Below are 18,418 nucleotides of genomic sequence, written 5' to 3' on the forward strand. Positions count from 1 at the left end.
ACCTACGAGGAGGTAGGACCACATGAGGAACGTCCGAGCCACCGCCGCCGTGGCGCTCGCCGTCGCCGGGGCGCTCGCCGTCACCGCCTGCGGCTCCGGGGAGGGCGGCGAGGCCGCCGCCGCCGAGGACCAGGTGCTGCGCCTGTGGCACTTCGAGAGCGAGACCAGCGCGATGGGTATCGCGTGGGAGGAGGCGATCCGGGTCTTCGAGGAGGAGACGGGCGCCACGGTCGAGTTCGAGCCCCGCAGCTTCGAGCAGATCCGCACCACCGCGAGCCAGGTCCTCAACTCCAGCGAGGCGCCCGACATCCTCGAGTACAACAAGGGCAACGCCACCGCCGGCCTGCTGTCGAGCCAGGGCCTGCTGATGCCGCTCGACGACGCCGTGGCCGAGTACGGCTGGGACTCCCAGCTCGCCCCCGCCCTGCAGACGACCGCTCGCTACGACGAGAACGGGATCATGGGCTCCGGCTCCTGGTACGGCGTGCCCAACTACGGCGAGTTCGTCGAGGTCTACTACAACGTCGACGCGTTCGAGGAGGCCGGCGTCGAGGTGCCGACGACGCTCGAGGAGCTCGAGCAGGTCCTGCAGACCTTCGCCGACCAGGGCACGACGCCGCTCGCCGAGGCCGCCGCGGAGTACCCGCTCGGCCAGCTCTGGTACCAGCTGGCGCTCACGCAGGCCGACCGCGACTTCGTCGACCGGTACCAGCTCTACACCGGCGAGGTGGACTGGCAGGACGAGCCCATCTCGTACGCCACGCAGACCGTGAAGGACTGGACGGACGCCGGCTACATCTCGACCGACGCCACGGGGCTCACCGCGGAGGACGCCGGCACGGCCTTCATCCGGGGCGAGCACCCGCTGTTCTACTCCGGCTCGTGGTGGCACAACCGCTTCGCCACCGAGATCACCGACTTCGAGTGGGGCACGTTCCTCTTCCCCGCCGACATGGCGCCGGGGTCCGCGGGCAACATGTGGGTGATCCCCACCGAGGCGCGCAACCCCGAGCTCGCGCAGGAGTTCATCGACATCACGATGCGGCCGGAGATCCAGGCCCTCATCGGCAACAACGGCGGGGTCCCCGTCGCGGCCGACCCGTCGGACATCACCGACGAGAAGAGCGCCGAGCTCATCGCGAACTTCAACACCCTCAACGAGCGCGACGGCATCGCCTTCTACCCGGACTGGCCGACGGCCACGTTCTACGACGACCTCAACGCCGGCCTGCAGGAGCTGCTCAACGGCACCTCGAGCCCGGACGAGGTCCAGCAGCAGCTCGGCGAGCAGTACCGCGACGGCGTCGCCGACATCACCGGGTGAGGCGGTCCCGACCATGACGACGGCCCCCGCGCCCCCCGGCACCGCCCGTCCGCCCGCCGCCCCGCGCGGCGGGCGGGCGGGGGCCGCGACGGGCCTCATCCCCGGCCTGCGCAGCGCCACGTACTGGCCCTACCTCGTGCCCGGCCTCGTGCTCCTGACGGTCATCGTGCTGGTGCCGCTCGTGTGGAACGTCTACCTCACGTTCACCGACTACCGCGGCATCCGCCCGCCGGAGTGGGTCGGCCTGGAGAACTGGGTCGAGCTCGCGGGTGACACGACGTTCTGGACGTCGTTCCGCAACTCCGTCGCGATGGTCGTCGCGATGGTCGTGGTCCCCACGGCGCTCGGTCTCGTCCTCGCCGCGATGCTCTTCGACCTGATCGGCCGGAAGTTCGGCGGGAGGGTCGCGAGCTTCCTGCGCGCGACGTACTACCTGCCGCAGATCCTCCCGTCGGTCGTCGCGGCGATCGTCATCGGCTGGATCCTGCGCCCGCAGGACGGGGCCCTCAACACGGTCCTCGGGGCCGTCGGGCTCGGCTCCCTGCAGGCGAACTGGCTGGGCGACCCCGCGACCGCACTGCCGAGCATCATGGTCGTCCTGGTCTGGGTGCAGATCGGCTACCCGGTCGTCATCTTCATGGCGGCGCTGCAGCGCGTCGACCCCGAGCTGTACGAGGCGGCCGAGCTCGACGGGGCCGGCTGGTTCCACCGCTTCCGCGCCATCACCGTCGCGATGATCCGGCCCGAGATCTTCGTCGTCGTCCTCACGTGCGCCATCGCGGCGCTCAAGGTGTTCGGCCCCGTCTACGCCCTCACCGGCGGCGGACCGGGGACGTCGACGGTCGTGCCCGCCTACTACGCGTACAGCGAGTTCTTCCAGTCCCAGCAGGTCGGCTACGGCGCGACGATCGCGACGGCCCTCACGGTCGTCATCGCCGCCCTCGCCGTCGTGTTCGTCACCGTCCAGGCCCGGCTGGAGAAGCGGGAGGAGACCCGATGAGCGCCGTCGTCACCGCCCCCGAGCACACGTCCAGCGAGCGACGCTCGCAACCGGCGCCGCGACCCCGGTCCCGGCGGCGGCGCCGCCGCACCGGCGCGGACTGGGCGACGCTCGCCGTCGCCGTGCTCGTCGGGCTGCTCGTCGCGGTCCCGTTCCTCCTCATCCTCGTCAACTCGTTCAAGTCGCCGGCGGAGTACAGCAGCGAGGGCCCGCTCTCGCTGCCGAGCAGCCTCTACGTCGACGGGATCGTCGCGTTCTGGGAGCGGGTGGACTTCCCGGAGAAGCTGTGGAACAGCGTCCTCATCTCCGGCTCCGTCGCGGTCCTCGCCGTGCTGCTGTCGGTGCTCAACGCCTTCGCCCTCGGCATCGGCCGGGTGAAGGGGCGCACGGGGATCGTCCTGCTCATCCTGCTGGCCAACATGCTCCCGCAGGAGGTGCTGCTCTACCCCCTCTACTTCATGTTCAAGGAGGTCGGGCTCTACAACACGGTGTGGTCGGTGATCATCATCTTCACCGTCATCCAGAGCGCCTTCGGCACCTACCTGCTCGCCAGCGTCTACGGCACGTTCCCCAAGGAGGTCCTCGAGGCGGCCGCGCTCGACGGCGCCAGCCGCTGGCAGATCCTCTGGCGCGTCGTGCTCCCGATCTCCCGCCCCACGCTCAGCGTCCTCGCGATCTTCTTCTTCATCTGGACGTGGAACGAGTTCCTCATCCCGCTCACGTTCCTCGTGAGCAACGAGACGCAGACGGTCCCGGTCGCGATCACCGTGCTGCAGGGCGACCGGCTCATGGACGTCACGACGACGAGCGCCTCCGCGCTGCTCGGCCTCCTCCCGACGCTCGTCTTCTTCCTCCTCTTCCAACGCACCCTCACCCGGGGCATCACCGCAGGAGCAGTCAAGTAATGAAGTTCACCGACGGGTTCTGGCACCTGCGACCCGGCGTCGACGCCGGCTTCGCCGCCGAGGCGCGCACCCTCGAGGTCGGCCGCAACGAGGACGGCGAGGCCCTCGTCGTGACGGCGCCGACGCGGGTCGTCACGGGCCGGGGCGACACCCTCAACCGGCCGGTCCTCACGGTCACGCTCTCCAGCCCCATGGACGGCGTCGTCCGGGTGCGCACCGAGCACCACCGGGGCCGGCCGGCGTCGGCCGGGTTCGACCTCGTCGGGGCGGAGAGCGGGCGCGGCACCGCGAAGCTCGACGACACCCACGGGGTCCTCGACGCGGGGCCGCTGCGGGCCCGGATCGCCCGCGGTGCGCCGTGGGACCTCGCGTTCGAGGCCGCGGACCGGCTCCTCACCCGCAGCGGGCACAAGTCCCTCGCGCACCTGTCCCTGGCCCCCGACGCGACGGTCACCGCCGAGCCCGCGGGCGTCGCCGGCGTGAGCGGCACCGGTCTCGCGCCCGACCGCTCCTACGTCCGCTGCCAGCTCCAGCTCGGCGTCGGCGAGCTCGTGTACGGGCTGGGGGAGCGCTTCGGGCCCCTCGTGAAGAACGGCCAGAGCGTCGACATCTGGAACGCCGACGGCGGCACGAGCAGCGAGCAGGCGTACAAGAACGTCCCGTTCTACCTCACGAACCGCGGCTACGGGGTCCTCGTCAACCACCGCGAGCACGTGTCGTTCGAGGTCGGCAGCGAGGCCGTCGAGCAGGTCCAGTTCTCCGTGCCCGGCCAGGCCCTGGAGTACCTCGTCGTCTACGGACCCACCCCCGCCGACGTCCTCCGGCGCTACACCGCACTGACCGGCCGGCCCGCGCAGGTGCCCGCGTGGTCGTACGGGCTGTGGCTGTCGACGTCGTTCACCACCGACTACGACGAGGCGACGGTCAGCGGCTTCATCGACGGCATGGCCGAGCGCGACCTGCCGCTGTCGGTCTTCCACTTCGACTGCTTCTGGATGCGCGAGTTCCGCTGGACCGACTTCGAGTGGGACCCGGCGGTCTTCCCCGACCCCGAGGGCATGCTCGCCCGCCTCCACGAGCGCGGCCTCCGGGTGAGCGCGTGGCTCAACCCGTACGTCGCCCAGCGCTCCGCGCTCTTCGACGAGGCGGCTGCGGCCGGCTACCTCGTCCGCCGCGCCGACGGCAGCGTGTGGCAGTGGGACATGTGGCAGGCCGGGATGGGCCTCGTCGACTTCACCGACCCTGCGGCGACCGCCTGGTACCAGGACAAGGTGCGCGGCCTGCTGCGCCAGGGCGTCGACGCCGTCAAGACCGACTTCGGCGAGCGGGTGCCCACCGACGTCGTGTGGCACGACGGCTCCGACCCCCAGGCGATGCACAACTGGTACGCCCACCTGTACAACCGGGCCGTCTTCGAGGCGGTCGAGCAGGAGCACGGTCGCGACCGGGCGGTGCTCTTCGCCCGCTCCGCGACGGCCGGCGGCCAAAGGCTGCCCGTGCACTGGGGCGGGGACAGCTCCTCGAGCTACGAGTCGATGGCGGAGTCGCTGCGCGGCGGGCTCTCGCTCGCGCTGTCCGGGTTCGGGTTCTGGAGCCACGACATCGGCGGATTCGAGGGCACCCCGGACCCGGGCGTCTTCAAGCGGTGGCTCGCGTTCGGGCTGCTGTCGAGCCACTCGCGACTCCACGGCTCGCAGAGCTACCGCGTGCCGTGGGCGTTCGACGAGGCCGAGGCCCGCCCGGAGGCCGACCCGGAGAGCGCGGTCTCCGTCACGCGCGCCTTCACGCGGCTCAAGCTCCGGCTCATGCCGTACCTGTTCGAGGCGGGGCGGCTGGCGCACGAGCAGGGCCTGCCCGTCATGCGACCCATGGTGCTGGCGTTCCCCGACGACCCCGCCGTGGAGCACCTCGACCGGCAGTACATGCTCGGGCCCGACCTCCTGGTCGCGCCCGTGATGAGCGCCGACGGCGACGTGACCTACTACCTGCCGGCGGGGGAGTGGACGAACCTCCTCACCGGCGAGACGGCCGGGCCGGGGTGGCGCCGGGAGCGGCACGGCTTCGACAGCGTCCCGCTGTGGGTGCGCGACGGCGCCGTGCTCGTGACGGGCGCCCGTGACGACACGCCCGAGCACGACTACGCCGACGGCGCGGTCGTCACCGTCCACGGCACGTCGCCCGCCGTCCGCCGTGCGCGGGTCACCTCACCGGTCACGGGGGTCGAGACCGTCTTCACCGTGGTCACGGAGGACGGGACGACGACCGTGACGAGCGAGCCCGTCACCGCCTTCTCCGCCTCCCGGCCCGGCGACGAGCCGGTCGACGCCGTCGCGGGCAGGGTGGTGCTGTGAGCGACGACTCCCGCGACGACTACAGAGGCAGCGGCCTGCAGTTCCCCGACGGCTTCGTGTGGGGCTCCGCGACCGCCGCTTACCAGGTCGAGGGCGCGGCGGCCGAGGACGGGCGCGGGCCGAGCATCTGGGACACCTTCAGCCGCACGCCCGGGAAGGTGTGGGCCGGCGACACGGGTGACGTCGCCGCCGACCTCTACCACCGCCTCGAGGCCGACCTCGACCTCATGGCCTCCCTCGGTCTCGGCGCGTACCGGTTCTCCGTCGCGTGGCCCCGGGTCCAGCCGACCGGGCGGGGGCCGGTGAACCGCGCCGGTCTCGACTTCTACTCCCGCCTCGTCGACGGGCTCCTCGCCCGCGGCATCCGGCCCGTCGCGACGCTCTACCACTGGGACCTGCCGCAGCCCCTCGAGGACGCCGGCGGCTGGCCGGTCCGGGCGACGGCGGAGGCGTTCGAGGAGTACGCGGGCGTCCTCGGCTCGGCGCTCGGGGACCGGGTCGCGACGTGGACGACGCTCAACGAGCCGTGGTGCTCGGCCTACCTCGGGTACGGCTCCGGGGCCCACGCGCCCGGTCGGACCGAGCCCGCGGCGGCGCTCGCCGCCGTCCACCACCTCAACCTCGCCCACGGCCTCGCGGTCCGGGCCCTGCGGGAGACCTCGACAGGGACCCCCGAGATGTCGGTCACCCTCAACATGCACGTCTTCCGGGGCGTCGGCGACGGCGCCGCGGAGGCGGTCCGCATGGTCGACGGGCTCGCGAACCGCGTCTTCCTCCAGCCGATGCTCGTCGGCGGGTACCCGCAGGACGTCCTCGACGACACCGCGGCGCTCACCGACTGGTCCTTCGTCCGCGACGGTGACGCGGAGACCGTCCGCCAGCCGCTCGACGTCCTCGGCGTCAACTACTACTCGACGACCCGCGTGCGGCTGTGGGACGGGGCCGGGACGCGCGAGCGCGCTGACGGCCACAAGGACGTCGGCGGCTCGCCGTGGCCGGGCGTCGACGAACGGGTGGAGTTCCCGGCCTCGCCCGGGCCGTACACCGACATGGGATGGAACATCGACCCGGCCGGGCTCGAGGAGGTGCTGCGGCACCTGTCGCGCACCTACCCCGACCAGGCGCTCATGGTGACGGAGAACGGAGCGGCGTTCCCCGACGAGGTCGTCACCGGTCCCGACGGACGGCCGGCCGTCCACGACGCCGACCGCGTCGACTACCTGCGCCGCCACGTCACCGCCTGCCACCGTGCGCTCGCCGCCGGCGTCGACCTGCGGGGCTACGTCGTGTGGTCGCTGCTCGACAACTTCGAATGGGGCTACGGCTACGCCAAGCGGTTCGGCATCGTCCGCGTCGACTACGACACGCAGGAGCGGGTCGTGAAGGACAGCGGCCGCTGGTTCGCGGACCTCGCGCGGACCGGCCTGCTGCCCGGGGCGTAGGTCGGCCGCCGCCACCCGGTGGTGACGGCGGCCGACGGTGCGCCGGTCAGGGCGCGCAGCTCGCCTCGCGGAGCCGGACGGGCTCCAGGCACTGGAACAGCGTCGGGTTGACGATTGACGGTGGACGGCGCAGCAGCGTCGCCTGCTCGTAGTCGTAGGCCAGGGACAGCAGCGTCGCCTCCGACCACGCGGTGCCGAGGAACACGACGTTGCTCGGCCGCCCGTTGGCGGCGGAGTAGCCGGCGGGCACCGAGACGCTGGGGTAGCCGGCGCGCGCGCCGACGCCTGTGGTGCCCGACAGCGACACGATCGCGTCGAGGTCGTTCGCGGCGAGGACCCCGTCGATGCTCGCCCGGCTCTCGGCGAGGCCGCGGTCGCGGTTCGCCTCGTACGTCGCGAGCTGGGCGGGGTCCGTGAGGTCCCGGGACTCCGACTCCACGAGGATCGTCTGCCCGAACTTCATCTCCGGACGGCCCTCGTTGAACGCGACGATGTCGGTGAGGCTGTCCATGGGCGCCGACTCCGGCAGGCGGGCGAGGTAGGCGTCGATGTCCCGCTCGAACTCGTCGAAGAGGATCCCGGGCGCCGACGTGTTCGGCACGGTGACGGGCACGAGGGTCGCGCCCTCCGCCTCCAGGGCCGCGAGCGCGTCGGTGAACAGAGGGTTCGAGGAGGCGACAACGCCGAGGCGTGCGCCCTCGAGCGACGTCGTGGACAGGCCGGCGGCGTAGTCGACGTCGACGTAGGGGGCAGCACCCGCGGTGGCGGGGTCCTCCGGGTCGACGGAGACGAGCGCCGACAGCAGGAGGGCGGAGTCGGTGACCGTCGTCGTCATGGGACCGGCGGTGTCCTGCGTCGCCGAGATCGGGATGACGCCGGTGCGGCTGATGAGTCCGACGATCGGCTTGACGGCGGCGAGGGAGTTCGCCTGCGCCGGGCTGAGGATCGATCCGGACGTCTCGGTGCCGATGCCCATCGGCGCCAGGCCGGCCGCGATTCCCGCGCCCGTGCCGGAGCTCGACCCGCTCGGGGTGACGCTCGCGTCGTAGGGGTTGAGGACCTGGCCGCCGAGGGAGCTGTACCCGCTCGGCATGCCGCTGGTGGTGAAGTTCGCGAACTCGCTGAGGTTGGTCTTGCCGAGGACCACGGCGCCTGCGCTCTCCAGCGCCGTGACGAGCGGGGCGTCGCCGGCGGGGTAGCTGTCCTCGAGGGCGATGGACCCGGCGGTGGTGGGGGAGCCCGCGAGGTCGATGTTGTCCTTGATGAGCACCGGGACACCGTGGAGCGGGCCCCGGACGTCGCCGCGGCGGCGTTCGCGGTCCCGGGCGCGGGCGTCGGCGAGGACGTCGGGGTTGAGCGAGCGGACGGCGTTGAGCCCCGGTCCGTCGGTGTTGAGCAGGGCGATGCGGTCGAGGTAGGCGCGGACGACCTGCTCGCTCGAGGCCCCGCCGGACGTCATGAGCTGCTGGAGGTCGACGGCCGTCGCCGTCTCGAGGTCGAGGGCGGCGAGGGCGGGTCGCGACGGCGCGGGCGGGGCGACGGCGCTCGTGGCCGCGTCACGCGCGGCGACGGGAAGGGCGACACCACCGACGCCCGCGAGGGCGAGCGCGGTGGCGGCGACGAGACCGGTGACGGACAGCGGTCGGCGGGTGGAACCGGGCATGGGTGCTCCTAGGTGGTCCCGGAGGGAAGAGGTGACCGGACGGTAGGGAGGCCGTGTGTCCGCTGGATGAACGGACGTCCGACCAGCGGACCCCCGCGGGTCGTGCCGGTGACGTTCCTGTCACGGTCACGTGACGAGGCGCCGGCGGGGCCGCGCGGACCGCGTCGGGCCAGGGGCCGACCAGTCGCTACCGTCTGCGGGGTGAGCGCACCCGCCGGCACCCTGCCCGTCACCGTGGTCTCCCTCGACGGCACCGAGAGCACCCAGGCGACCGGTGAGGGCACGACGTACGGCGAGCTCGTCGCCCGCGCCGCCGGCTCCGAGCACCCGCCGCGCGAGGTCGTCGTCGTCCGCGTCGACACCCCCGATGGCCCCGAGCTCCGTGACCTCCACCGCGAGGCCGGCCCGGGCGAGCGGGTCGAGGCCGTCGACGTGGCGTCGGAGGACGGCCTCGCGGTGCTGCGGCACTCGTGCGCGCACGTCCTGGCGCAGGCGGTCCAGGCGACGCGCGACGAGGCGAGGCTCGGCATCGGCCCGCCGGTGCGCGACGGCTTCTACTACGACTTCGACGTCGCCGAGCCGTTCACCCCGGACGACGTGAAGGCGCTCGAGAAGGCGATGCAGCGGATCGTCAAGGAGGGCCAGACGTTCCGGCGCCGCGTCGTCGGCGACGACGAGGCCCGCGCCGAGCTCGCCGACGAGCCGTACAAGCTCGAGCTCATCGGGCTCAAGGGCAGCGCGGGCGCCGATGCGGCGGAGGCCGCGGAGGGGGCGGGCGCCGAGGTCGGCGCCGGCGAGCTGACGATCTACGACAACGTCCGCCGCGACGGCAGCGTCGCGTGGAAGGACCTGTGCCGCGGCCCGCACGTGCCGAGCACGCGCGTGCTCGGCAACGCCTGGAAGCTCATGCGCACGGCTGCGGCGTACTGGCGGGGGAGCGAGAGGAACCCGCAGCTGCAGCGGGTGTACGGGACGGCGTGGCCGACGAAGGACGACCTGCAGGCCTACCTCGACCGCCTCGCGGAGGCCGAGCGGCGCGACCACCGCCGCCTCGGCACCGAGCTCGACCTGTTCAGCTTCCCGGACGAGATCGGCTCCGGCCTCCCGGTGTTCCACCCCCGCGGCGGCGTGGTCAAGCGCGAGATGGAGGACTACGTCCGGCGACGGCACGTCGAGGAGGGCTTCGAGTACGTCGGCACGCCCCACATCTCCAAGCAGCACCTGTTCGAGACCTCGGGGCACCTGCCGTACTACGCGGACACGATGTTCCCGCCCATGGAGCTGGAGAACTCGCAGTACTACCTCAAGGCCATGAACTGCCCCATGCACAACCTGATCTTCCGGAGCCGGGGGCGCTCCTACCGCGAGCTGCCGCTGCGGCTGTTCGAGTTCGGGTCGGTGTACCGGTTCGAGAAGTCCGGGGTGGTGCACGGCCTCACGCGCGTCCGCGGGCTCACGATGGACGACTCCCACAGCTACTGCACGGCGGAGCAGGCGCCGCAGGAGATCGAGAAGCTGCTCCGGTTCGTCCTCGGCCTGCTCGCCGACTTCGGCCTCGACGACTACTACCTCGAGCTGTCGACGCGCGGCGAGGGCGACAAGTTCATCGGCTCCGACGAGGCGTGGGAGCAGGCGACGGAGACCTTGCGCCGCGTCGCGGAGGGCACCGGCCTCGAGCTCGTGCCCGACCCGGGCGGCGCCGCGTTCTACGGCCCGAAGATCTCCGTCCAGGCGCGTGACGCCATCGGCCGCACGTGGCAGATGTCGACGGTCCAGCTCGACTTCAACCAGCCGGAGCGGTTCGGGCTCGAGTACACCGCGGCCGACGGCAGCCGCCAGCGCCCCGTGATGATCCACTCGGCGAAGTTCGGGTCGATCGAGCGGTTCCTCGGTGTCCTCACCGAGCACTACGCGGGCGCGTTCCCCCCGTGGCTCGCGCCCGTTCAGGTCGTCGGCATCCCCGTGAGCGACGCCCACGTCGACTACCTGGAGGACGTCGCCCACCGCCTGCGCGCCGAGGGGATCCGGGTGGAGGTCGACGCCTCCGACGACCGGATGCCGAAGAAGATCCGCACCCACACGAAGCAGAAGGTGCCCTTCCTCCTCATCGCGGGCGACGACGACCGGGCCGCGGGCTCGGTGTCGTTCCGCTTCCGCGACGGCTCGCAGGAGAACGGCGTGCCCGTCGACGCGGCGGTGGCGCGCGTGGTGCAGGCGGTCCGCGACCGCGTGCAGGTGTGAACGGGCGTGTGAGCGGAGAGGTGGACGGGACCCCCGCCGCCGAGGACCCGGCGCTCGTCGCCGGTGTCCCGGACGGGTTCGAGCGGCTGTGGACCCCTCACCGGTGGGCGTACATCGCCGGGCAGGACAAGCCCGCCGACGACTCCGCCGGGGCGTGCCCGTTCTGCCGCGCGCCCACCCTCGCGGACGACGAGGGCCTCGTCGTCGCCCGCGGCGCGCACGCGTACGTGGTCCTCAACCTCTACCCGTACAACCCGGGTCACCTGCTCGTGTGCCCGTACCGGCACGTCGCCGACTACACCGACCTCACGGAGGCGGAGGTGGCGGAGGTCGCGTCGCTCACCCGCGCGGCCATGCACGTGCTCCGGCGGGTGTCGCACCCGCACGGGTTCAACCTCGGCATGAACCAGGGGCCCGTTGCCGGTGCGGGCGTCGCCGCGCACCTGCACCAGCACGTCGTGCCGCGGTGGGGCGGGGACAGCAACTTCCTCCCCATCGTCGCGCGCACCAAGGCCGTCCCCGTGCTGCTCGACGACACCCGCCGGCTGCTCGCCGACGCGTGGGACCACGGGGGGGACGACGCGGGGGAGGACGCGGGGGACGACGCGGGGGACGACGGGGCGGCCGGGACGTGATCGCCCGTCGCCTGCGCGGCGTGGTCCGCGCCGTCATGCTCGTGCCCGCGCGTGGCCTCGTCGCGCTCGGCGTCGGACCCGACGTCGTCACCGTCGTCGGCACCCTCGGGGTCGTCGTCAGCGCCTTCGTGTTCTGGCCCGCGGGGCGCCTCGAGCTCGGGGCGTGGCTGCTGTTCGCCTTCGCGATGTTCGACAGCCTCGACGGGACCGTCGCGCGCCTGTCCGGGCGGAGCACCCGGTGGGGCGCCTTCCTCGACTCCACGCTCGACCGGGTCGCCGACGCCAGCATCTTCGGAGCGCTCGCGATCTGGTTCCACCTGCAGGGCGACACGACCGGCCTCGTCCTCGCCGTGCTCGTCGTGGGCTTCGGCGCGCTCGTGCCGTACGCGCGGGCGAAGGCGGAGAGCATGGGCGTGGACGCGAGCAACGGGATCGCGGAGCGCGGCGACCGGCTCGCCCTCGGGATCTTCGCGACGTGGTCGGTGCAGGCCCTCGGGGTGCCGGTCGCCGTGCTGCACGGCGTCCTCGCGCTCCTGCTCCTCGCGAGCGTCGTCACGACCGCCCAGCGGGCGGTGCGCGTCCTGCAGGCGTTCGGGACGGAACCGGACCCCCGCGTCGTCCCCGGGCCGGCGCCGGGCGCCGCCCCGCCACGGCGGTGACGCCGCCCCCGCACGAGGGGGACGGCTCCCTCCGCGACCGCGCGGTCGCGGCCGCGTACCTGCTCGCCTGGCGGCTGGTCCGGCTGCTGCCCGAGCGGTGGGCGTACCGGTGGGGGGACGTCGTCGCGGACCGCGTCGCGAGCGGCGGTGGACGTGGGGTCGTGCGGCTGCGGTCGAACCTGCGCCGCGTCGTCGTCGACCTCGACCCGGCGAGCGAGGAGGCGCTCGTCCGCGAGGCCGTCCGCTCCTACGTCCGCTACTGGGTCGACGCCTTCCGCCTGCCCGACTGGGACGAGGCGCGCGTGGTCGACCACGTGACGAGCGAGGGGGACGGGCCCGTCCGTGCCGCGCTCGCCGAGGGCCGCGGCGTCGTGTGCTGGCTCGCGCACCTCGGCAACTGGGACCACGCGGGGGCGTGGTCCGCGCTGCGGCTGGCCCCCGTCGTGACCGTGGCCGAGCGGCTGCGGCCCGCCGAGGTCTACGAGCGCTTCGTCGCCTTCCGACGCTCGATCGGCATCCGCGTCCTCGCGCACGACGAGCCGGGGGTGACGGCCGAGCTCGAGCGGGTGCTGCGCGGCGGCGGCTTCGTGCCGCTGCTCGCCGACCGCGACCTCGGCCGCCGCGGGGTCACGGTCCCGCTGCTCGGGGAGCCCGCCCGCGTCGCCGGCGGCCCGGCGGTCCTCGCGGCCCGCACGGGGGCGCTGCTCGTGCCCGTGGGGATCACGTACCGACCGAGCAGCCGCTCCCCGTCGGGGTACGGGCTGCACGTGAGGTTCCACCCACCCGTCCCCGTCCCCGACGACGGACCCGAGGCCGTGGCGGCCGCGACCGCCGCGGTCGCGGCCGAGCTGGGGGAGGACATCAGGCTCGCCGCAGCGGACTGGCACATGCTCCAGCGCGTCTTCGTCGCCGACCTCGAGGGCCCACGCCCGTGAGCCGCCCCCTGCGGGTCGCCCTCGTCTGCCCCTACGACCTCGACGCCGTCGGCGGGGTCCGTGAGCAGGTCCTCGGCCTCGCCGACGCCCTCACCGCCCGCGGTCACGTCGTCGAGGTCGTCGGTCCCCGCTCGGCGCGACCCGGCACCGGTCCGGGCGACCTGGTCGGACACCGGGCCGGGCAGCGGGTGCGGCCGGTCGGCCGGGCGGTCGGGGTGCCGACGAACGGCTCGACGGCCCGCCTCGGCCTCGGACCCGGCGCCCGGTCGGAGGCTGCGGCCCGGGTCGCCGGTGGCGGCTTCGACGTCGTCCACGTCCACGAGCCGATCCCGCCGGGGATCGGGCACTCCGTCCTGCGGCGGCTCGCGCAGGACCGCGCCGCCGCCGGCCCCCACGCGAGGCGTCCGCCCGCGGTCGTCGCGACCGTGCACGTCGCCATGAGCCCGCACCCGGCCGGTCGGTCCCGCGCGCTGCGCACGGCCGCCCGGCACGTGCGCGGCGTCCTGCGCGGTGTCGACCTCCTGAGCGCGGTGAGCGACCACGCGCGCCGCACCGTCGTCGACCACCTCGGCCGTGACGCGCTCGTCCTGCCGAACGGCGTCGACGTCGCGGGGTGGGCTGCGGCGGCCGACACCTCCCCGGCCACCCACGACCGGGCGCCCACCGCGGTCGTCCTCGGACGGGCGGGGGAGCCTCGCAAGGGTGTCGACGTCCTCCTGGCGGCCTGGCCCGCCGTGAGGCGCGCCGTCCCCGACGCGCGCCTGCTCGTCGTCGGGCCCCGCGACGGGGCGCGGCTGCCCCTCGGAGCCGGGGTCGAGGCGACGGGTGCCGTGCCCGAGGCCGACAAGCGCCGTCTCGTCGCGGAGGCCGACGTCCTCGTCGCCCCGCACCGCGGCGGGGAGAGCTTCGGGCTCGTCCTCGTCGAGGCGATGGCGGCGGGGACGTCCGTCGTCGCCTCGGACCTCCCGGCCTTCCGGGACGTGCTCGCCGGCAGCGGGCGGCTCGTCCCCGTCGGGGACCCGGTCGCGCTCGCCGCGGCGCTCGTCGGCGTGCTCGAGGACCCGGCGGCGGCCCGCGCGGGGGCGCCTGCCGCCCGGGTGCGGGCCGAGGAGTTCGCGTGGCCCGCGGTCGCCGCGGGCTGGGAGGAGGCCTACCACCTCGCCCTGCGCCTGCAACCGCCCGGCGATGCTGCCGCCGGGGCGCGGCAGGCGCTGCACGACGCCCTGACCGACCGGGCGGCGCTCGCCGTCCGGCTCACGGCGCGGCACGCGGACGACGGGACGCCGGGGGTGCTGCGGACGCTCGCGGCGGCGGCCGGCGCCGCGCTCGACCCGACCGACCTGGCCGCGCAGAACCGGTTGAGCGTCCTCGCCCGCGACCCCGACCTGCCTCCGGCCGTGCGGCAGGCGCTCGCCGGGGCCACGAGCCGCGTCGCACGGACCCGGCTGGTCGTCAACGACCTCGCGAGGCGCGGGCGCCGCCCCACCGTCGAGCTCGACGACGCGGCGCCCGCCTCGTCGCAGGTCCCACCGCCCGCCCGGTCCGCGCCTAGGCTCGCCGGGTGCCCCTGACGACGCGACGCCGGACCCGGGTCGGGCTCGTCGCGGGGACCGCGCTCCTCGCCGTGGGTCTGCCAGGGTGCAGCCTGCTCGGCGGCGACGACGCGGACCCGCCGCAGCCCGCGGTCGTCGCCCCGAGCGACGCCCCCGTCCCCGTGGCGACGGCCCCGCGCCTCACGGCGGTGCCGGCACCGGAACCCGCGCCCGAACCGACGCCGGCGTCCCCGTCGGCGCCGGAGGGCGTGACGAGCGCACCGGACGACGGATCTACCATCGGGGGGTGAGCACCTCCACCCCCTCGACCGGTCCCGCCCCGACCGGCACCACCGGCACCGACCTCGTCAAGCGCGGCATGGCCGACATGCTCAAGGGCGGCGTCATCATGGACGTCGTCGACGCGGAGCAGGCCCGGATCGCCGAGGACGCCGGCGCCGTCGCCGTCATGGCCCTCGAGCGGGTCCCGGCCGACATCCGCGCCCAGGGCGGCATCGCGCGCATGAGCGACCCCGACATGATCGAGGGGATCATCGGCGCGGTCTCCATCCCCGTCATGGCGAAGGCCCGCATCGGGCACTTCGTCGAGGCGCAGGTCCTGCAGAGCCTCGGGGTCGACTACGTCGACGAGTCGGAGGTGCTGTCGCCCGCCGACTACACCCACCACATCGACAAGTGGGGCTTCACCGTCCCCTTCGTCTGCGGCGCGACGAACCTCGGCGAGGCCCTGCGGCGCATCTCCGAGGGCGCCGCGATGATCCGCTCCAAGGGCGAGGCGGGCACGGGCGACGTCAGCCAGGCGACCACCCACATGCGGACCATCGGCGCCGAGATCCGCCGGCTGTCGGCGATGCGCGAGGACGAGCTCTACGTGGCCGCCAAGGAGCTCCAGGCGCCGCTGCCGCTCGTGCGGGAGGTAGCGCAGGCCGGTCGGCTGCCGGTCGTCCTCTTCACCGCGGGCGGCATCGCGACGCCCGCCGACGCGGCGATGATGATGCAGCTGGGCGCCGACGGCGTCTTCGTGGGCTCCGGCATCTTCAAGTCCGGCGACCCCGCCTCGCGGGCGGCCGCCATCGTCAAGGCGACGACGTTCCACGACGACCCCGACGTCGTCGCGAAGGTCTCGCGCGGCCTCGGGGAGGCCATGGTCGGGATCAGCGTCGCCGAGCTGCCGGCTCCGCACCGGCTCGCCGAACGAGGCTGGTAGCGAGCCCGGAGACGCGACGGGCGGCCGCCAGGCCCGCCCGGACCAGCCGCGCGCGCACCTCGGGCCGGTCGAGTGCCCGGCCCAGCGCCTCGGCGCCCACCACGGCGACGACCGCGGTGACGACGAGCGGGACGGCCGCCGAGGCACCGGTGAGGGCGACCGTCCCCACCGCGAGCAGCACGACCGCGGTCACGACGGTCCCCGCGAGCAGGCGCACGTCCGCCGCCGGCGGCGCGTCGTCGCCGAGCGAGCGCACCACCAGCAGCGCCGTGCTCGGCCGCAGCAGGAGCACCGCAGTGCCGACGAGGAGGCCGACAATGGTGAGGAACGTCGCGAACGCCACAGCAGGAGGGTCCCACGCCCCACGCGTCGGAGTGCTCGCCGTCCAGGGCGACACGCGGGAGCACCTTGCCGCGCTCGAGCGCTGCGGCGCCCGCGTCAGCACCGTCCGGCGGCCCGGCGAGCTCGACGAGGTCGACGCGCTCGTCCTGCCCGGCGGGGAGTCGACGACGATCGACCGGCTCGTGCGTGCCTTCGACCTCGCCGAGCCGCTGCGGGAGCGCCTCGCCGGGGGGATGCCCGCGCTCGGCTCGTGCGCCGGGATGATCCTGCTCGCCGACCGGATCGAGGGCCCGGCCGCGGGCCAGCGGACCCTCGGTGGCATCGACATGACGGTCCGGCGCAACGCCTTCGGCCGGCAGGTCGACTCCTTCGAGTGCGACCTCGACGTGGTCGGCGTCGAGGGCGGCCCCGTGCACGCCGTGTTCATCCGGGCGCCCCGGGCGGTGGAGGTGGGACCCGGCGTCGAGGTGCTCGCCCGGGTGCCCGGCGCGACGGCGGGCCCCGGCCAGGGGGATACGATCGTGGCGGTGCGGCAGGGGCCGCTCCTCGCGACCGCGTTCCACCCGGAGCTGTCGGGCGACGACCGGGTGCACCGGCTGCTCGTGCGCTCGGCGGAGGCGACGGTCGCCTCGACGCAGGCCCCCCACGACGGACGGTAGGAGGCACAGCGTATGTCGGGTCACTCCAAGTGGGCGACGACCAAGCACAAGAAGGCGGCCATCGACGCTCGCCGCGGCAAGCTCTTCGCGAAGCTCATCAAGAACATCGAGGTCGCCGCACGCACCGGCGGCGGGGACCCGGCGGGCAACCCGACGCTGTACGACGCCATCCAGAAGGCGAAGAAGTCCTCCGTCCCCAACGACAACATCGACCGCGCGGTCAAGCGGGGCTCCGGCGAGGACGCCGGCGGCGCCGACTACCAGACGATCATGTACGAGGGCTACGCGTCCGGCGGGGTCGCCGTGCTCATCGAGTGCCTGACGGACAACCGGAACCGCGCGGCCAGCGACGTGCGGGTCGCGGTCACGCGCAACGGCGGCACGATGGCCGATCCCGGCAGCGTGTCGTTCCTCTTCACCCGCAAGGGCGTCGTCGTGGTCGGCAAGGACCAGAACGGCGGGCTGTCGGAGGACGACGTCCTCGCCGCCGTGCTCGACGCCGGCGCGGAGGAGGTCAACGACCTCGGCGACACGTTCGAGGTCCTGAGCGAGGCCACCGACCTCGTCGCGGTGCGCACGGCCCTGCAGGACGCGGGCATCGACTACGAGTCCGCCGAGGCCTCCTTCGTGCCCGCCACGCAGGTGCCGCTCGACGCCGAGCACGCCGCCAAGGTGTTCCGGCTCATCGAGGCGCTCGAGGACTCCGACGACGTCCAGAACGTCTACGCGAACTTCGACGTGTCCGACGAGGTCCTCGCCGAGCTCGAGCCCGCCTGACCTGCCCTCCGCCGGGCGCGCCTGCCCGGTGCGCGCCGGCTCCCCGGGCACAGTGGCCCGGTGCGCGTGCTCGGAGTCGACCCCGGCCTCACCCGCTGCGGTGTCGCCGTCGTCGACGGTCAGGGCGGTCGGCGCGCCGGGCTCGTCCACGCGGGGGTCGTCCGCACCGACCCCGGGGAGGACGTCGCACGCCGGCTCGTCACGGTCCACGCCGCGGTCGTCGCGCTCCTCGACGAGCACCGGCCCGACGTCGTCGCCGTCGAGCGGGTCTTCGCCCAGCACAACGTCCGCAGCGTCATGGGCACCGCGCAGTCGGCCGGGGTCGTCATGCTCGCGGCGTCGCAGGTCGGCCTCGCGGTCGCGACGCACACCCCGTCGGAGGTGAAGGCGGCCGTCACCGGCAACGGCCGCGCCGACAAGGCGCAGGTCGGGCTCATGGTGGCGCGGATCCTCGGCCTGGCGGCGGCGCCCCGACCGGCCGACGCCGCCGACGCCGTCGCCCTCGCGCTGTGCCAGCTGTGGCGGGGGACCGCGGACGTGCGGCGCCGGGCGGCCGCCGACGCGGCCCCCCGCAGCCGCTACGCCGAGCTCGTCCGCCAGGGCGCGTCGTCGCGGCGCGCCTCCCCGTGACGTCGGAGCCCCTCGCTACCCTCGTACACGTGTTCGGTGCAGCAGGAGTCGGCGCAGGAATGGGCGCAGAGGTCGGCGCAGGTGTCGTAGTGCCC

Annotated in this window: 17 protein-coding genes; 15 read left to right on the forward strand and 2 right to left on the reverse strand. The window is 74.1% G+C overall.

Annotation, left to right across the window (positions count from 1 at the left end; all coding sequences use genetic code 11):
* Nucleotides 1–22 precede the first annotated feature (22 nt).
* The 5 genes from WAB14_RS06380 to WAB14_RS06400 are packed head-to-tail and all read left to right on the forward strand — an operon-like array spanning nucleotide 23 to nucleotide 7,022.
* Nucleotides 23–1,324, forward strand: coding sequence for an ABC transporter substrate-binding protein (locus WAB14_RS06380; protein ID WP_340268560.1), 1,302 nt, complete (start codon nucleotides 23–25; stop codon nucleotides 1,322–1,324).
* Between the two features lie 13 nt (nucleotides 1,325–1,337).
* Nucleotides 1,338–2,324 (forward strand): carbohydrate ABC transporter permease, encoded by a 987-nt coding sequence (locus WAB14_RS06385; protein ID WP_340268562.1) that lies wholly within the window; start codon nucleotides 1,338–1,340, stop codon nucleotides 2,322–2,324.
* Entirely contained in the window at nucleotides 2,321–3,229 is a 909-nt protein-coding gene (locus WAB14_RS06390; RefSeq protein WP_340268564.1) for a carbohydrate ABC transporter permease, read from the forward strand. Before WAB14_RS06385 ends, WAB14_RS06390 begins: the two co-directional genes overlap by 4 nt.
* Complete coding sequence (gene yicI / locus WAB14_RS06395; RefSeq protein ID WP_340268566.1) at nucleotides 3,229–5,580, forward strand: alpha-xylosidase; 2,352 nt, start codon at nucleotides 3,229–3,231, stop codon at nucleotides 5,578–5,580. Before WAB14_RS06390 ends, yicI begins: the two co-directional genes overlap by 1 nt.
* Nucleotides 5,577–7,022, forward strand: coding sequence for a GH1 family beta-glucosidase (locus WAB14_RS06400; RefSeq protein ID WP_340268568.1), 1,446 nt, complete (start codon nucleotides 5,577–5,579; stop codon nucleotides 7,020–7,022). The genes yicI and WAB14_RS06400 overlap by 4 nt, the downstream gene beginning before the upstream one ends.
* A 46-nt stretch (nucleotides 7,023–7,068) precedes the next feature.
* Here the strand turns inward: WAB14_RS06400 and WAB14_RS06405 are convergent, their stop codons facing one another.
* Entirely contained in the window at nucleotides 7,069–8,685 is a 1,617-nt protein-coding gene (locus WAB14_RS06405) for an amidase family protein (protein ID WP_340268570.1), read from the reverse strand.
* Nucleotides 8,686–8,886: 201 nt separating this feature from the next.
* Here WAB14_RS06405 and thrS point away from each other — a divergent pair, with 201 nt between their 5' ends.
* From thrS to pdxS, 7 genes are read left to right on the forward strand one after another with little or no spacing between them, the layout of a single operon-like run.
* Nucleotides 8,887–10,926 carry a threonine--tRNA ligase gene (gene thrS / locus WAB14_RS06410; RefSeq protein ID WP_340268572.1) on the forward strand — a complete coding sequence of 680 codons (2,040 nt, stop codon included), beginning with the start codon at nucleotides 8,887–8,889 and terminating at the stop codon, nucleotides 10,924–10,926.
* Nucleotides 10,927–10,934: 8 nt separating this feature from the next.
* Nucleotides 10,935–11,561, forward strand: a complete 627-nt coding sequence (locus tag WAB14_RS06415) for an HIT family protein (protein WP_340268574.1) — start codon at nucleotides 10,935–10,937, stop codon at nucleotides 11,559–11,561.
* The gene (pgsA, locus tag WAB14_RS06420; RefSeq protein WP_340268576.1) at nucleotides 11,558–12,220 is read left to right on the forward strand and encodes a phosphatidylinositol phosphate synthase; all 663 of its coding nucleotides are present in this window, start codon (nucleotides 11,558–11,560) and stop codon (nucleotides 12,218–12,220) included. The genes WAB14_RS06415 and pgsA overlap by 4 nt, the downstream gene beginning before the upstream one ends.
* Nucleotides 12,217–13,155, forward strand: a complete 939-nt coding sequence (locus WAB14_RS06425) for a phosphatidylinositol mannoside acyltransferase (RefSeq protein WP_340268578.1) — start codon at nucleotides 12,217–12,219, stop codon at nucleotides 13,153–13,155. The genes pgsA and WAB14_RS06425 overlap by 4 nt, the downstream gene beginning before the upstream one ends.
* Entirely contained in the window at nucleotides 13,152–14,726 is a 1,575-nt protein-coding gene (locus WAB14_RS06430) for a glycosyltransferase family 4 protein (RefSeq protein ID WP_340268580.1), read from the forward strand. Before WAB14_RS06425 ends, WAB14_RS06430 begins: the two co-directional genes overlap by 4 nt.
* Nucleotides 14,717–14,998 carry a hypothetical protein gene (locus tag WAB14_RS06435; protein ID WP_340268582.1) on the forward strand — a complete coding sequence of 94 codons (282 nt, stop codon included), beginning with the start codon at nucleotides 14,717–14,719 and terminating at the stop codon, nucleotides 14,996–14,998. Before WAB14_RS06430 ends, WAB14_RS06435 begins: the two co-directional genes overlap by 10 nt.
* Nucleotides 14,995–15,915 carry a pyridoxal 5'-phosphate synthase lyase subunit PdxS gene (pdxS, locus tag WAB14_RS06440; protein ID WP_340268584.1) on the forward strand — a complete coding sequence of 307 codons (921 nt, stop codon included), beginning with the start codon at nucleotides 14,995–14,997 and terminating at the stop codon, nucleotides 15,913–15,915. Before WAB14_RS06435 ends, pdxS begins: the two co-directional genes overlap by 4 nt.
* On the opposite strand, the gene WAB14_RS06445 is transcribed toward pdxS, so the two are convergent.
* Complete coding sequence (locus WAB14_RS06445) at nucleotides 15,863–16,258, reverse strand: hypothetical protein (protein ID WP_340268586.1); 396 nt, start codon at nucleotides 16,256–16,258, stop codon at nucleotides 15,863–15,865. The two genes, pdxS and WAB14_RS06445, sit on opposite strands and share 53 nt — an antisense overlap.
* On the opposite strand from WAB14_RS06445, the gene pdxT reads away from it, so the two are divergent.
* From pdxT to ruvC, 3 genes are read left to right on the forward strand one after another with little or no spacing between them, the layout of a single operon-like run.
* Nucleotides 16,233–16,916: a pyridoxal 5'-phosphate synthase glutaminase subunit PdxT gene (gene pdxT, locus WAB14_RS06450; RefSeq protein WP_340268588.1), complete on the forward strand. Its 684-nt coding sequence runs from the start codon at nucleotides 16,233–16,235 to the stop codon at nucleotides 16,914–16,916. The genes WAB14_RS06445 and pdxT overlap by 26 nt on opposite strands.
* 12 nt (nucleotides 16,917–16,928) lie before the next feature.
* Nucleotides 16,929–17,693 carry a YebC/PmpR family DNA-binding transcriptional regulator gene (locus WAB14_RS06455; protein ID WP_340268590.1) on the forward strand — a complete coding sequence of 255 codons (765 nt, stop codon included), beginning with the start codon at nucleotides 16,929–16,931 and terminating at the stop codon, nucleotides 17,691–17,693.
* 60 nt (nucleotides 17,694–17,753) lie between these two features.
* A complete protein-coding gene (ruvC, locus tag WAB14_RS06460) occupies nucleotides 17,754–18,323 on the forward strand; it encodes a crossover junction endodeoxyribonuclease RuvC (RefSeq protein ID WP_340268592.1) in 570 nt (189 codons plus the stop codon).
* Nucleotides 18,324–18,418 lie beyond the last annotated feature (95 nt).

It is taken from the genome of Aquipuribacter nitratireducens (assembly GCF_037860835.1).
In the GTDB taxonomy this organism is placed as follows: domain Bacteria; phylum Actinomycetota; class Actinomycetes; order Actinomycetales; family JBBAYJ01; genus Aquipuribacter; species Aquipuribacter nitratireducens.